At 41.6% G+C, this 16,203-nt stretch carries 13 protein-coding genes; 7 read left to right on the forward strand and 6 right to left on the reverse strand.

Going from position 1 to position 16,203, the window contains the following annotated elements; all coding sequences use genetic code 11:
- Positions 1–18: 18 nt before the first annotated feature.
- A complete protein-coding gene (locus tag QLH32_RS00355) occupies positions 19–1,686 on the reverse strand; it encodes a BCCT family transporter (RefSeq protein WP_283267532.1) in 1,668 nt (555 codons plus the stop codon).
- Positions 1,687–2,017: 331 nt separating this feature from the next.
- On the opposite strand from QLH32_RS00355, the gene QLH32_RS00360 reads away from it, so the two are divergent.
- The 6 genes from QLH32_RS00360 to QLH32_RS00385 all read left to right on the forward strand — a co-directional run bounded on the left by QLH32_RS00360 (position 2,018) and on the right by QLH32_RS00385 (position 9,092).
- A complete protein-coding gene (locus QLH32_RS00360; RefSeq protein WP_279960713.1) occupies positions 2,018–3,208 on the forward strand; it encodes an aromatic ring-hydroxylating oxygenase subunit alpha in 1,191 nt (396 codons plus the stop codon).
- Between the two features lies 1 nt (position 3,209).
- A complete protein-coding gene (locus QLH32_RS00365; protein WP_279960712.1) occupies positions 3,210–4,640 on the forward strand; it encodes an aldehyde dehydrogenase family protein in 1,431 nt (476 codons plus the stop codon).
- 25 nt (positions 4,641–4,665) lie between these two features.
- Positions 4,666–6,018: an FAD-dependent oxidoreductase gene (locus QLH32_RS00370; RefSeq protein ID WP_283267533.1), complete on the forward strand. Its 1,353-nt coding sequence runs from the start codon at positions 4,666–4,668 to the stop codon at positions 6,016–6,018.
- Between the two features lie 11 nt (positions 6,019–6,029).
- Positions 6,030–7,349 (forward strand): NAD(P)/FAD-dependent oxidoreductase, encoded by a 1,320-nt coding sequence (locus tag QLH32_RS00375; protein ID WP_283267534.1) that lies wholly within the window; start codon positions 6,030–6,032, stop codon positions 7,347–7,349.
- A 12-nt stretch (positions 7,350–7,361) separates the two neighbouring features.
- The gene (locus QLH32_RS00380) at positions 7,362–7,715 is read left to right on the forward strand and encodes a cupin domain-containing protein (RefSeq protein WP_283267535.1); all 354 of its coding nucleotides are present in this window, start codon (positions 7,362–7,364) and stop codon (positions 7,713–7,715) included.
- A 198-nt stretch (positions 7,716–7,913) separates the two neighbouring features.
- Entirely contained in the window at positions 7,914–9,092 is a 1,179-nt protein-coding gene (locus tag QLH32_RS00385) for a hypothetical protein (protein WP_283267536.1), read from the forward strand.
- Positions 9,093–9,145: 53 nt separating this feature from the next.
- On the opposite strand, the gene QLH32_RS00390 is transcribed toward QLH32_RS00385, so the two are convergent.
- From QLH32_RS00390 to QLH32_RS00400, 3 genes are all read right to left on the reverse strand, one after another.
- The gene (locus tag QLH32_RS00390) at positions 9,146–10,072 is read right to left on the reverse strand and encodes a DMT family transporter (RefSeq protein WP_283267537.1); all 927 of its coding nucleotides are present in this window, start codon (positions 10,070–10,072) and stop codon (positions 9,146–9,148) included.
- A 3-nt stretch (positions 10,073–10,075) separates the two neighbouring features.
- Entirely contained in the window at positions 10,076–10,963 is an 888-nt protein-coding gene (yddG, locus tag QLH32_RS00395; RefSeq protein WP_283267538.1) for an aromatic amino acid DMT transporter YddG, read from the reverse strand.
- Between the two features lie 129 nt (positions 10,964–11,092).
- Entirely contained in the window at positions 11,093–11,293 is a 201-nt protein-coding gene (locus QLH32_RS00400) for a type II toxin-antitoxin system Phd/YefM family antitoxin (protein WP_279960706.1), read from the reverse strand.
- 256 nt (positions 11,294–11,549) lie between these two features.
- On the opposite strand from QLH32_RS00400, the gene QLH32_RS00405 reads away from it, so the two are divergent.
- Entirely contained in the window at positions 11,550–12,569 is a 1,020-nt protein-coding gene (locus tag QLH32_RS00405; RefSeq protein ID WP_283267539.1) for an AraC family transcriptional regulator, read from the forward strand.
- A gap of 74 nt (positions 12,570–12,643) precedes the next feature.
- Here QLH32_RS00405 and QLH32_RS00410 read toward each other — a convergent pair whose 3' ends face one another.
- Both QLH32_RS00410 and QLH32_RS00415 read right to left on the reverse strand, forming a co-directional pair.
- Positions 12,644–15,172, reverse strand: coding sequence for a TonB-dependent siderophore receptor (locus tag QLH32_RS00410; protein ID WP_283267540.1), 2,529 nt, complete (start codon positions 15,170–15,172; stop codon positions 12,644–12,646).
- Positions 15,173–15,238: 66 nt separating this feature from the next.
- On the reverse strand, positions 15,239–16,195 hold the full coding sequence (locus QLH32_RS00415) for a FecR domain-containing protein (protein ID WP_283267541.1): 957 nt from the start codon (positions 16,193–16,195) through the stop codon (positions 15,239–15,241).
- Between the last annotated feature and the right edge of the window lie 8 nt (positions 16,196–16,203).

The raw sequence follows: 16,203 nt of genomic DNA on the forward strand, positions 1-16,203 counted from the left end.
TTAACAGTTATTTTTTATTCAGTTTTTGGTGCTATCCACTGATTCCTTTACGGTCTTGAACTCATCAGGGCGTAAATGTTCAGGCATCATTACCCATGCTTGAGGATCTTGGCGTAAACTTTTAATAAGTGAGGCGCACATCACCATCAACAAAATTGAGATGGGGAAGCCTGCAATCACGCATGCGGTTTTAATGGCAGACAGTCCGCCTGCCAATAATAAGCCACCGCTAATGAGTGGAATAATGACAGCCCAAGTCAAACGTATGCCTACAGATGGATTGGTTGAACCATTGGTATCTAGAAAACACAATACTAGTGCCCCTGAGTTGGCGATGGTAATAATGTGGATCGACAGTAACAAGCATAGTAAGGCACTTAAAAAAAGTGTTGTGGTGTGGTTCGATGAAAGATGGTCGAAGAACACAAATACGGCACGGGCAGGGTCTTCTTTCGTTGCTTCAGCAATGGTAACTTCATGTGTGGTTTTCCCTGCTGATGGAGTGGAGGATTGAGTTGTTTTAACAACCACCTCTTGAGCAATAGGTTGCTGATGGTTGGCTTTTTCAATTTTAAGGGCAGCGCCACCAAATGCGGCAATCCAGATAAAGGTCAGTAAGGTTGGGGCGGCAAGTGAACCGAGAATAACCTCACGAATGGTACGCCCCCTTGAAATGCGCGCAATGAATAATCCAACAAAAGGTGCCCATGTCATCCACCATGGCCAATAATATGCTGTCCACCAACTTTGCCATGCTGTGTCTTTTTGAGCGTCACTCCATAAACTCATACCCACAATGTTTTGTAGATAGTCGCCTAAACCCTCAAAGAAAGCATTAAAAATATAACGGGTTGAGCCAATTAAAATGACGGCAATCACCAGAAAATAAGAGAGAACCATATTTCCTTCAGCGATCATTTTAAAACCCTTACTAATTGCGGAGAGTAAAGATAAGGTTGCAAAAACACCTAAAATAAGCACAAGGACCAATTGGATTTTAACGTCAATATTAATGCCAAAACTATGGTTCAAACCCACATTGAGTTCCAAAATACCCATACTAATGGCTTGGGAGACTCCAAAAGCAGTTAAGACAATTGTCGTAATATCAACAATATTACCAATTGTTCCATAAATTTTATCACCAATAAAAGGATGTAAAACTGAACGGCAAGCCAAAGGTAAATCTTTACGATAGGCAAAATAACCTAAAGCCACGGCAGACAATGAGAATAGTGCCCAGGGATGCAAACCCCAGTGGAAAAAGGTCAGTTGCATTGCCATTCGGGCGGACTCATCAGAGAAGTCCTTGGTAAATGGGTTGTTGGCATAATGGCTAATGGGTTCAGCCACTGACCAGAACATTAGTCCAATCCCCATACCACATGAAAATAACATACAGATCCAGGCGATATTACTATATTCAGGCTTTTCATTATCCTTACCTAAACGAATATGCCCAAAACGACTCATACATAAATAAATAAGGAAACCGACTAGAAATGTTGCCAAAAAAAGTAAATACCATTTTGCATTGGTTAATAAGGCATTGGAAATCATTCCAAAATATTCACCTGCCTGTTTTTCATAAAAAATACAAAATGCAATGAATAGAAAAAGTAATACCTTTGAAACAATCGTAACCGTTGGATTTAGTCCAGATAGAACTTTTGTTGTTGTACGCATAACTCCTCCTTGGATGCGTTACAAACAGCTAAAACCTTTAGCTGTTGGATGCGATAATACAGAGTAGTAATGAGTACGAAGATCCCTCAACTGATTTATTCTCATTCACCAGTGAGTTTTAATCATGCACATATTGTTTTTAGGCATTTAACTCATCCAATAAAGCATTTTCAGGCTACATGATAAAAACTCATAGATACCTAGCCAAAAAGTCGTTTGTCACTTTGAATCGTGTTTAACACAATCTTTATCAAGCAGCACATGATGCCAACGCATAGTTAATAGCAACGCAGGGAGTTCTGCGTTATTCAAAATAAATGGAGATTATCAGATGAATAGTCAAGTTAGCCAGCAACTGATTACGGTTCAGCAAATCGACAATGTATTAAACCCTATTACTGAATCCAATGGTATGCCAAATATGGCGTATACCAGCGATGCATACTTTAATTTTGAGCGTGACAATATCTTAAGCAAAACCTGGGTATGTGTCGGTTTTGCTTCTGATTTACCTAAAAATAATTATGTGAAACCTGTGGATTTCATGGGCATGCCATTGGTGATGATGCGCAACCGTGATGGTTTGGTTCAGGTTTTCCACAATGTCTGTAGCCATCGTGGCATGCAGCTTGTGCATGATGAGGGAGCCATTGAGGGGGTGATTCGTTGTCCATATCACTCTTGGAGTTATGACCTAAATGGTAACCTGAAAGGCACACCGCATGTTGGCGGAATTGGTCAGCATAAAGATGAACGCTTTAAATGTGAAAAACATGGCCTAAAGGCACTCCGTTCGGCAATCTGGATGGACATGGTTTTTGTCAATATTTCAGGTGATGCAGCATCATTTGAAGAACATATTGCGCCATTGGTGCAGCGCTGGAAACCTTTCCTCGGAGAAAATGGTTTAGACCTGATTCATAGCAGTAAAATTGGTTCACATTTTGAACTTCCAGTAAAAAGTAACTGGAAACTCACGGTCGAAAACTATTGTGAGGCCTATCACTTGCCGTGGGTACATCCTGCATTAAACAGCTATTCAAAACTTGAAGACCACTACAACATCATGTTCGAAGATCGTTTTGCAGGACAGGGCAGTTATAAATACAACCTGTCTGCAACCGCAGGAACGCATTTGCCAAAATTCCCAAGCTGGCCAGAAGACCAGTTACGCCATGCTGAATATGTGGCGGTATTTCCAAATGTACTGTTAGGTATTCAGGCAGATCATGCCTTTGCCATGATGATTGACCCGATTGCACCCGAAAAAACCATTGAAAAACTGCGTTTGTACTATGTTGGCGATGAATCACTAGACCCTAAATATGATGCATGCCGTGCAGCAACGCTGGAATCATGGAAAGTGGTATTTGCTGAAGATGTTTTTGCAGTTGAGACCATGCAAAAAGGCCGTCATTCTCCTGGTTTTGGTGGTGGTGTGTTCTCACCTGAAATGGACTTGCCCACACATTTCTTCCAACAGTGGTTGGCAACCCAAGCTAAAAAGGCATTGGAGGCATAATATGCAGCATTACCTCAATTATGTTGGTGGCCAATGGCTGGATAGTTCCCGCCAATTGCAAGTCATCAACCCTGCGACAGCAGAAGTGTTTGCAACAGTTGCCCAGGCAGGTATTGACGATGCCGATGCCGCTATGGCAGCCGCATGCCGTTGTACCAATAGTGGTGCATTAACCGATGTCCGTCCTGCACAACGCACTGCCTGGATGCTTAAAGCTGCCGCCGCAATCCGTGAATTTACCGAAGAGGGCGCTTTAATCCTTTGTCGTGAGAATGGCAAAAATCTGGATACTGCCCGTGAAGAGTTTGATGAGGCGGCACGTTATTTTGAATATTACGCAGGTATGGCAGATAAGGTCGAAGGTATTTCTGTTCCTTTGGGTAAGGATTACGTTGATTTTACCTCCTATATTCCAATGGGTGTTTCGGTTCAGATCGTACCGTGGAATTTCCCCGTTTCAATTTGTGCCCGTTCACTTGCGCCCGCTTTGGCGGCAGGAAACGCCGTTGTGGTGAAATCGCCAGAAGTCTCACCGTTGGGTATGGTGCTGTTGTTTAGGGCACTTGAAAAAGCTGGCTTTCCACAAGGTGCGATTAACCTGTTGTGCGGTAAAGGTTCAGAAGTCGGTACCCATCTGGTTAAACATCAGTATACCAATCAAATTGTATTTACAGGTTCAGTCCCCACAGGCCAGCGTATTTTAAAAGATGCAGCAGAACGTGCTACGCCATCCGTGATGGAACTGGGTGGAAAATCAGCCGCAATCGCCTTTGCTGATGTTGATTTAGAGCAGTTATTACGCAGTGTCAAAGTGGGTATTTTCTATAACTCTGGACAGGTCTGTTCAGCCATGTCGCGTTTGTTGGTACATCGCAGCCGTTATGACGAGGTGAAAAATGCTGTGGTGGCACTGGCGGAAAGCCTGAGTATTGGGATTGGTGAAGACAATGCTGAACTGACTCCAGTGGTGTCTAAAGATCAGCAGCAGCAAATACTGGCAATGATCGAGAAAGCACGCCTAGAGGGAGCCAATATTTTAACAGGTGGTACAGCTCCTGAGTTGGCAGGCTATTTTGTTTTACCAACAATTGTTGAGGCAACACCAAATCTATCAATTGCACAGCAGGAAGTGTTTGGGCCTGTCATGGTGATCATGCCATTTGATGATGAAGATGAAGCCGTTGCGATAGCCAATGGCACGGACTTTGGTTTGGTGGCAGGCGTTTTTGGTGAAAATCTTAACCAGACATTACGTGTTGCAAACCGTTTGATTGCAGGTCAGGTATTTATCAATGAATGGTTTGCAGGTGGGATTGAAACCCCATTTGGGGGTGTTGGCCTATCGGGTTTTGGTCGTGAGAAAGGGCAGGAAGCCATCTACAGTTATGTGCAGACCCGCAATATTGGGATTCGTCTGAAACATAACGCATAAATTGGGATATAAGGGAATAGACACGATGAGAAAGTGGTTATGTATTGTCTGTGGCTGGATCTATGACGAAGTAAAAGGCTGGCCAGAAGATGGGATTGCTCCAGGCACAAAATGGGAAGATGTCCCAGAAGACTGGCTGTGTCCTGATTGTCAGGTCGGCAAAGCTGATTTTGAAATGCTGGATATTACTGATACTGATATTGAGATAGAAGAACCACAGGTGATCAGTGTGGTTGAGCCTATCGTGATCATTGGCAGTGGACATGCAGGTTATCAACTGGCTTTGGCATTACGCAAGCAATCTCAGGATGTGTCTATTACCGTATTTACCGCAGATGATGGGGCGATTTATAGCAAGCCTGCCTTATCCAATGCCTTGGCTTTGGGTAAGGATGGGGACAGTCTGGTTCGTGAAACAGCTTTGAGCTGGGAAAAACATCTCAATGTACGTGTCTATCCCCATACCAAAGTTACCCAGATTGACCGTGCCAATAAAAAAATCCAGACCTCAATTGGTGAATATCCATATGGTCGTCTGGTATTGGCAACGGGTGCCACCCCAATTGTGGTGCCAATTCAGGGCGATACCTCAGCCGTTCTGAGTGTCAATGATTTGGCTGATTATCGTCATTTCCGTCAGCAACTGACAGGTAAACAGCATGTCACCGTTTTGGGTGATGGCCTGATTGGATGTGAATTTGCCAATGATCTGGCCGTTCATGGTATTCAGGTTTCCGTGGTTGGATTGGGTCAGTGGGCAATGCAGCGTTTGATTCCACAACCTTTAGGCAATGCCTTGCAACAGGCACTGAGCCAGCTGGGGGTGGAGTGGAAACTGCAAAATAGTATCCATTCAATTCTGGCGGTCAATAATCGTTATCAGGTGACATTGCAGGGTGGACAACAGTTTGAAACCGACCTTATTGTCAGTGCTGTGGGCTTACGTCCAAATATTGCTTTAGCCCAGACAGCGGGTCTGGATACCGCACGGGGTATTTTGACAGGCTTGGATCACCGTACCAGTGATGCATCTATTTTTGCGCTGGGTGACTGTGCCGAGGTGAATGGGCAGTGGACACCCTATATCGCGCCAATTAACCAGGCGATTCCAGCCCTGACTGATAATTTGCTTGGCAAGAACCAAACCACGCAATTACAGGACAGCCCTGTCATTGTCAAAACCCCAGTTTTACCGCTATCGCTTCTCCCTGCGATGAGTGAGGGGGAGTGGCGTATTGAACAACAGAATGATGAATGGGCAGCAGGTTTTTATGATGCAACGGGCAAGTTGACAGGCTTTGCGTTACTTGGCCGCCAATTGCAGCAACACCGTAGCCAATGGCTTGCCAAACTCAATACCCATCCAGCTACAGTTTAAGGACGAACGAAATGATCGCTTTACCAAATGATGATAAAAGTTGTGGTTGGTATGATGTTTTGCCAATGAGGACTAAGCCTGTTCAAAAGCTTACAGGTACACAACAAGCGGACTATGCCATTATTGGTGCAGGTTTTGCGGGCTTGGCGGCAGCCCGCAGGCTCTCTGAACTAAAACCCAATGCCCGTATTATTTTGGTTGACGCACAATGTGTTGCCGAGGGGGCATCTGGCCGTAATTCGGGTTTTGTGATTGATTTACCGCATAAATTTTCTTTAGAACATCCCGACCCAGCATTAAAGCAAAAGTTATTGAGCCTGAATCGTTCAGCGATTGCTCAGCTACAGGGTTTGGTGGATAAGTTCCATATAGACTGTCAGTGGTCGGCGGCAGGCAAATATCAGGGAGCTGTTGGAGAGCTTGGAGAAACGCATCTCGCCCATTTTGAACACTTGATGAAAGACTTGGGTGAAGAATATCGTTGGGTGGAAAAGGCTGAACTGAAAAAGGTAATAGGGACAGACTACTATAGTCGAGCGATTTTTACACCAAATTCATATTTGATGCAACCAGCAGCCTTGGTTCGTGGCATGGGTGAAAATCTGCCAGAAAATGTCGAATTGCTGGAACAGTCTCCAATTCGCAGCCTACAAAAGCAAAATGGGCAATGGCTATTACAAGGCGACAATGGCTCAATCATTAGCCCTAAACTATTGCTGGGAACCAGTATCTTCACCAAAGAGTTTGGTTATCTGAAAAATCGTTTATTGCCTGTGATGACTTTCGCCAGCTGGACACGTCCACTGACTGATCAGGAAATGAAAGTCTATAACGGTGAACAGGATTGGGGGCTGACTCCTGCCCATCACGCAGGTACAACCTTACGCATGACGGCAGACCGCCGTATCCTGATCCGCAATACCTATAAGCATGTACCGAAGTATGGTGCGAACGTCAGTGATTATGCCCGACAACAAATTCATAACGAACATCGTAAGGCATTCTTAAACCGATATCCTGATTTGGCAGATGTACCGTTTACCCATACATGGGGTGGCGTTTATGCCATTTCACGTAACTTTACCAATTTCTTTGGTGAGCTGGATGAGGGGGTTTATGCCAGTGCCTGTGACAATGGTGTTGGTGCAGCATGGGGAACAATCTCAGGCACATTACTTGCCGATCTAGTGGTTGGGGCCGATTCCCAAGCCTTGAGAGATATTCGCTATGTCACAGGAATGCCAAGTTTAAATCCACCAGAACCATTTTTGGGCATGGGAGTGAAATTCCGTATCGCCTTGGCGAAGTGGCAAAGCAAGAGTGAGCTATAAAAGGATATCAGCATGAAAGAAGTTCGTTTAGTCGATAGTAAAGAGCTTGATTTTAATCTGCGTGGGGAGACGCCAACAGGCACAGCCTATGTGGCACGTGCATTGGGCGCAGATGTATCTCCTAATATAGGCATTGGTTTTGCCTGTTGGGAGGGGGCGGAAGTCTCCTGGAAACTACTCTATGACGAAGTGATTTTTGTAATTGAAGGCTGCTTTGAACTGACTGCCAATGGTCAGAAATATGAGGTTCGCCCTGGACAAATGCTCTGGATACCAGAGGGTACTGACCTGGTTTATGGCGGTCATGCGACCTTTGGCTATGTGGTACATCCAGGTAACTGGAAAGAGCTACATGGCTTAACCTAAAGCTTTAAATCTATTTTTGACATTCTTTTTAAAGTGACTTGAAAACAGGTTGCTCTTATAGATTCCACCTGAATTTAAAAACTTTTAAAGCTCAATTTTAGGGAATGGTTTACCTGAAAGGGGTTTTTATTGTCAAAAAAGTGAAATAGGAAACAGGATCAAGTTTCTTGGTACACACATCTAAACAAGGATTTTTAAATGAATACAATAATTTATCGTAATTTTGGAATGGGCTTATTTGTATTTGGGATGGCATTGTCGACCTTTGCTGGCATTACAATAGGTGATCCAAAAGCTGATACGGGTGCCTTTACGGTTTCAGGTACTCTACGTGCCAAATACAACTACAAAGACTATGGTCATGATGTTGACCTAGATAATAGTGTTCAGTTTGATGCTGCAATTATCAACTTAGGGTATGAGTCACCAAATGTATTTGCCAATGCGCAATGGCGTTGTTATCAGTGGAATGATCTATGTGATTTCTCAACCTTGGTTTCTGCATACGCTGGCTATCGCCTAAATGAGACGGATAACGTTACCCTTGGTTTACAGCCCGTTCCTTTTGGTCCAGGTCGTTATTGGGACAGCAGCTTTTATGCGGGTCTCAACTATACAATGGGGCTTCAGGATGTGCTCAATCTAGGCTTGAATTATCATGCGGAGTTGCCATCAGCGACCAAGGTTGATTTGGCTTATTTTGTGAGAGATGGAGGCAACTATACAGGAACAGCGGATAATGATACTGCCCGTTACTCGGCCAATATAGTCAAAACAGACAACCCAACCATGACCAGCCTCAAAGAAAAGAATATGGTGGTGGCACGTGTGAGCCAGGACCTCAGCTTTTTAAATCATGATGACTTAAAAATGGCAGTTGGTGGAAGCTATTGGTATTCGCAGCTTGATAACAAGCGTAATGGTGAAGAGGGTAATCGTAAGGCATGGTCTTTATTTAATACCATTCATTACCAGAATTTCGGCTTAACGCTTACGGGTGGACAGATTGAAATAGATAACAAGGATCCAATTTCCAGTTATTCAACTTTTGGTTCATTTGACGCCGAATACAATATTGCAAATAAGGGAACTTTTTATTCAGTTGACATGAATTATACATTTAAGAATGTAAAGGATAATCTGAATGTTACGCCTTATATCGTCCTGAGTGGATTCAATAAGGAGGAAAATGGCTTTCAAGATTCACAACGCAATATCATTGGTGCAGCCTGGAACCATAAAAATATTTCCCTTTATACAGAATATGTTATGAGTAAAAATGATGTATTCATTGGTGGAAATACTGATTCATTTGCAGCAGGCGATGATGGTAAATGGAAAAAGTTGGTGAATCTCATGTTTATGTATAGTTTTTAAAGATAGGTTGAAAAATATGGGCGCTCCTAGCGCCCATATTTTTTTGATTTTATTTAATCCATTAAACGTTTTTTAGATAAAGTGATTATCATCACCCCAATAATATTAAATATGCAGCCTAGCCATTGAACCATATTTAAGTGCTCATTTAAAAATAGCACAGCTAATAAAATAGTCAGAATCGGACTGATTGCAGAAATCATGGCTGACTGTGATGATCCTAAGTATTCGATACTCAGAACCAGTAAGATGGTTGGTAGAACAGTCACAAATAAGCCAAGTATAATGCCATAACCATAAATACTGAGGGGTAACTCACTCAATAGGATAAATGGTTGAGGTGTGGTCATAAAAAAATGGATTAAAGTACCGATACATGCGGCAGAGAGGGATAATCCAGTCAAATTCCATGAACCAAACTTCTGGATTAAGGGTGGAGTGAGTAATAGATAACAGGCAAAGGTGATGGCACTGGTAAAAACCAGACTTGCCCCCAACCAAAAATTCCCCTGTTCTGGCATGGCTTGTTGTTCCTGCAACATCACCAATAAGGTTCCACCATAGCTGAGTATCAAGGCAAAAATGACTTTCGGATGTAGTTTTTGTTTAAATATAAATCTGGATAAAACCACGGTTAAAGTAGGATAAAGAAATAAAATAATTCGTTCTAAAGTGGCACTAATAAACATTAGACCAAAAAAATCAAACCAACTGGAGATATAATAACCGAGCATAGCGACAAAGATTAAATATAACCATGTTCTTAAACCTACTTTTGGAGTTTTTTTACGAAAGAACCAGCAGATCAATAAGAAAAATGGTAAGGCACTCAGCATCCGAATGGCCATTAAGGTAATGGCTTCAAGATTGGGAGTGATCGCATAGGCTTGTTTAATAAAAATGGCTTTACTACTGAAGAGTAGTGCAGAGATGAGAGCAAACAATGCACCGAGTTGAAGAGATAACCCTGTTTTTTTCATTATCTACTCTTTTATAGATTTCTTGCGGATGGATAGCCAGCATAATAATGAACCCAGCGTGACAGTAACTGTGCCATACCAAAAGTTTATGGAAAGATGCGAGCTGAGCATTAGAGCTGAAAATATAGAGGAAAGAATGGGGGTGAAATAGGCCAGCATAATTAGAATAGATAAATTACCCTTAATAATGCCCACATTCCAGGCCAAATAACCCATTGAAAAGAAAAATGCATTAATTGCAATAATAAGATACGCACTGAAGCTACTGACATTGGGTAATACAAAACCTTGGGTTAAAAAGGTGAGTATCCACAAGGCAATCGCTGTAAGAATAAAGTACAGAGAAACAGCATTGACCCCATTACTCTGTTTTTTTACATAGATGGAATATCCAGCCCAAAGCATGGCAGATAGAAAGATAAGAGAATAACTTAATGGATCTTTGGTAAGGCTATCAATGAAATTAATTTCTGGGTGATAGTTAATAAGTATAACCCCGAAGAAACTAATCAAAATTCCAATAATACTAAAAAAATTAACTTTTTCCTCTTTTAAAAAAGCAAGCATTATGATTGATAATGTTGGCCAAGTATTGAATAGGATATACATTTCAATCGATTTTTCTGAGGAACTTGCAAATGTAATGGAAAAAGCAAAACATAGTTCAAAAATTACAAAAAGTAGGCTGGAAATAATCAGGAATTTTCTGGAGACTTTTTTAAAGTCAGGCAGGCCATAAAGTGAAAATAGAATGATGGCACTCAACGTATAAACATAAGTAACAGTATAGATTGGTCCAAAATTCTCTTTTGAAAGACGTAATAATCCAACCAAATTTGCCCAAAGAACTAAAGCTAAAATACCAATCAATGTGGAAATATTACTATTCATGGTGACTTCCCTGTCTAATAACATGATATTAATTTTTAATAGACTTATTTAGAAGAGAGGTTCATACGATGAATTAGCATGGGTTCATGATTTTTTATCATGCAAAAATTGATGGCTATATTAAAAAATTTAATAATTGTCTGGATGTAAATATTTTTTTAAATATGAGGCATCATATTCAGCTTTTTTGTAGGCTTCATAAGATGCTTTACTGATAATCACTGCAGGTTCTTTACCTTTACGTGTGATTTCCACAGGATGACCTGCTGATGCTTGATCCATCAGCATGGAAAGCTGAGCTCTGGCATTAGAATAATTCCAACTGATCATTTTTAAATTCCATTCATTATTTTATAGATAGGGCTAAAAGATAAGAAAGAGTGCAAGGTGGCTCAATCGATTTATTCTCAATCTCTAATGATTTTTTGTCATGAATGGAATCAATAGATATAATCTTAATCTGGCAGTGGAAACTTTATTAATTTAAAGGCACTAAACTTTTAGTTGATACCTTTTATTCACTTGACAGTTTTAAATTTTCTATTTGATACTTTCCGCCATTAGAAAATCAAAAGAGACAAATGGATTGGTCAAGCCTCTACATCAGAGAATAATTCCAGAAACCTACGTACAGCTTCTGTTTGAATATCTGGAAAAACAGGGGCATGACCCCGAAAGCGTACTGGGTGAAGTTTGGCCCATCCCAAATCCGAATGGCCTTGGTGGAGTGGGGGTTGGGCATTGGCAAAGTCTTTTGGAAACAGCCAGAAGCTATTTAAATGATCCCCTGATTGGTCTGCATGTGGGCCAAACCATTACGGCCCGTCATCTCGGGGTTTTGGGAGCAGTACTTTCAGCATGTGATAATTTTTTCACAGCAATGCAGCGTTTTGAACGTTATCAGCGGCTGATCTTTGATGTGGTGCCAGCCAATATCAAGATTCTTGATGACTATGTGGAACTCACTTGGGATATTGAAGAGTATCAGGCGGGTGGTTTGGTTGATGAAACGGGCCGCACTGTGATGGTCCAGTTCGGTCGTAGTCTGATTCGGGGTAAAGATAGCTTACGGGCGGTACACTTTATCCACCAGCAGCCAGAAGATATTAAACCTTATGAAGATTATTTTGGTTGTCCCGTGCTTTTTGAGCAGCCCGTTCCACTGATTCGTTTTGGTCTGGAAATGCTAAGTCTTCCATTAAAAACACCTGATGCAACACTGATGGCCATATTGGATAAACATGCTGACCAGTTGATTGCAAGCCTGCCTTATGTGGATGAGATGATTGAGCAGGTGCGCAAACATATTGCCCATTTGCTGCATCAGGGTGAACCAGATATCGATCAACTTTTGGATCATCTGCATTATTCCCGCCGTACCTTGCAGCGACGCTTGACAGAAGCGGGCACCAGCTTTCGTAAGGAACTGAATTTTGTGCGTTATGAAATGGCAAAATCTTACTTGAAAGACCACAGGTTACAGATTGTGGAAATTGCATTGTTACTAGGGTATTCAGAACATAGCGCCTTTACCCGAGCCTATAAGGAATGGTCAGGTAAAACACCGCAACAGGAACAACTTACGAGAGTTTTAAACAAACAATGAGAAAAGCAAGGGGAGATATACCCCTTACCTTAGGATTAGACAATGACGTAAATCCTCTCATTCATCAACCATAATTACCAATCATATTTTAAACCCACTCTAAAGTTGGTTGGTGCACCATAATAACTATTGGTGGTAGCTAAATGATATTTTTCATTGAATAGGTTATTAAGATTGAAATTCAATATCAACTGATCATTGATTTTATAACGTGCCATTAAATCGACCAAAGCATAGCTACCCTGAGTAAATCGACCTGTATTAGACACGGTATTTTTTTCATAAATTTCACTTTGCCAACGAACACCGCCACCTACAGTGATCGCTTCATCAAGATAAGGTAAGGTATAGGTGGTAAACAGTTTAGCTGTGTTGTCTGGTACGTTGGTGTTTAATCTTTTATCCTGATTATCTGTAGACAGATTACGTGTAAAGCTGGTTGAAATTTGCCATACATCCGTAATTTTACCTGTTGCCTCAATTTCAAAACCGCGACTTTCTGTTCCAGACTCAGCCCGATATGCTTGAGAACCATCTGGAGCTAATACTCCAGTAATTGCCACGGCTTTGTTGTCTTCTTTAGTCTGATAAATTGCGGCACCGATATTTAATTGATTATCAAAGAATTCACCCTTAATTCCCAATTCGGTACTTTTGCCTACCAATGGTTCTATATAACTTCCTGTAACGGTTTTTCTATCTTGTGGTGAAAAAATATTGGTATAGCTGGCATAGCCTGTCCAATGTTCAGTGAAATCATAAGTTACCCCAATATAAGGAATGACCTCACCATTTTCTTCCCGCTTAAGATAGCTTGTGCTGTTGTCAGCATTTGAATGGTCACCTGTGATTCTTTGCCAATCTTCAACACGAGTTCCCAGAATAACAGCCAGATCATCCGTTGCCTTTAAACGAATAGCACCAAAAATAGATTTGCTACGATCATCACCACTATACCAACCATCGATTTGAGTTGCAGGTCTGCTTGGAGTATCGCCATTCCATGTAAAAATATTATCCAGATTGCCATCCCATGACATATCGTTGTTCCATCCAGAATAGGTTGGGCGTTTGTTTTTACTTTGAGTATAAGTAGTGCCCAAAACCACATCATGGGTTTGATTCAATAAATCAAATGAACCGTTCAAGGTTAAGTTAAATAAATCCTGAGTTGGGCGATAATCCCAGCGGGTTGCATAAAGCATTGCACCGCTGCCTGTGGCTTTATCAATCCCTTTGCTTGAAAAGGTATAGCCAACAACCTCATCGGAATCTGTAATGGTTCGTGACACAATGCCTTTTAACTTCCATCGATCATTGAGTTGATGCTCAAGATCTGCAAAGAAAGCAGTTGTTGTACGGTCTGAGCCTGTCCAGCTCGCAGCCGCTGAATCTGAACGTGACCAATCAATCAAGGAACCATCAGTATAAAAGCTTGGTAAACCACCTCGTGCAACACCAGACAGGTCCATCTGTTGATAACTGACACCCAGACTCCCTTTGGTTTTTTCACTAAGGTCTGCTTCTACCACAGCATAAGCAATTTTGCGCTCTTCATTGTAGCGATCAATATAGGAATCTGAATTTTGATAGGCAAATAGAGTACGTCCGCGGACAGTACCTGATGCATTTAATGGACTGGAAATATCAATGTCGGTACGATAATAATTCCAGGAACCCAAATCAGCACTGACTGAGGCCTTAAAATCTTGTAGGGGTTTTTTACGAACCATATTGATACTGGCACTTGCTGTACCCGAACCTGTCATTAAACCATTGGCGCCACGAACAACCTCAACACGGTCAAATAAGGCCATATCTTGGCTTTGGAAAATACTTGAATATGAACTCATTAGTTTGACACCATCCAGTAGATAGTTATCGACCTGCTGACCTCGCGCGTAAATAGGGGAGTTGTCACTACCGATATTTCCCCCTTGTTTAATTGACAGCCCAGCCGCTTGACTTACCACATCGGTTAATTGGGTTAAGTTCTGGTCTTTCATTTGTTGGTTGGTAATAATACTCACCAACTGTGGTGTTTCCTTAAGGGTTAAGGCTAAGCCAGTTGAAGCTGTTGACGCTTTCGCTGTATATGATCCAGAACCCTCTGTGGTTAGGTTATTGGCTTTATCCGCACTCAAATGAATGGTTGCTAATTGCACAGCGCCTGTTTTGTTATTGGTGGAATTCGCTTCTGTTCCATTTGCTTTTGTATGAATAGGCGCCAGTTGAACCACTTTAGGTTCGGCAACTGCCGTAGCTGATTTTGCCTGAATGCTATATCCCGCATTCGTCACTTTAATAGCCTCAAATGGATGTGCTTTGAGTAATTGTTCTAAAGCTTCATCTACAGCGTAATTTCCTTTCAGTGAAACACTCTTGATCTTTGCAAGGGCAGTGGTGTCGTAACTAATCGTCGTAGCTGTTTGAATGGCCAACTGCTTGAGTGCCTGATCAAGTGTGGTTTGCGCAATGGAAATACTATAAACATTTGCGGCATACACAGAACTGGTGCTGATACTGGTGACAATAACGGGTATACCCCATAATACTGCACGTATTGCCAAAGCCAATCTACTTTTTGCCTGATCATCTTTCATGTGGTTTTCTCGACTGGGAGTATATTTCTCTATAAGTCGGATCAGCCCAGAAAAAGGATCAAGTTTTTATCTTTTTTTTATTTTTAATAGATAAGGACTGTAGTAGCTCAGCTCAAGCTGATGGGTATATGCCAGTGTTTCCAGGCTTTGCTGGGTGTTTTGCAGTGAAAATACTCCAGAAATATGGATATCTTTTAGCTCAGGATCAATGAAGTAAGTACCTTTCTTATAACGATAAAGTTCATCAAGAACTTTTTGCAATGGCCATTGTTCTACCACTAAAAGCTGCTGTGTCCAATAGGGTTTGTCATTTTCAAGGGCAATTGGTTTTGAAATATGACTGCTATCGAAAAAAGTACGTTGACCCTGTTGCAGAATCTGACGTTGGGAAGAGACCTGCGGCTGGATGGCAACAGCATGTTGATACACTTTCACTTTTGTTTGTTCGCGATGTTCCTGACGAACTGTAAACTGGGTACCCAATGCTTCGACAGAGCCATTCTGGGTTTCAACCATAAATGGGCGATTTTGAGGGTCTTTCGCAGTCTGAATATAAATTTCACCTTCAATCAGTTTAATCTGCCGAATCTGCTGGGAAAAATTCACCTGAATATAACTATCACTTGCCAAAATTAACTGTGAACCATCTTTTAAAGGAATGGTTTTAATTTCACCAATTTCAGTATGATAGTCAGATTGCCATTTTGCCCAAGGCATCAAATACATCGCTAAACCCAGTGCAAATAGTCCTGAAAGGCTGAACAGCATATTCCGTTTTGTCGTCTGGTTAAATTTTTGATTGGACTGAACTAAAGATTCAGAGGGAAAGTTATTTGCAAGTCCTGTTAAGCCTTGGGTGAATTTTTCAATCTGTTGAATCGCTAAAGCATGTTGTTTTTTTTCTGCTTTCCATTGTTCAAATTGTTGCTGCTGGATTTCTGTCATTTCTCCTGAATGTAATAGAACTAGCCAGTCTGCGGCTGCGTCCAAGACATGAGGTGGAATTTTAGAGAAATGAGACATAGCGGCAA

The sequence above is a fragment of the Acinetobacter corruptisaponis genome (assembly GCF_030053775.1).
Taxonomy (GTDB): Bacteria; Pseudomonadota; Gammaproteobacteria; order Pseudomonadales; family Moraxellaceae; genus Acinetobacter; species Acinetobacter corruptisaponis.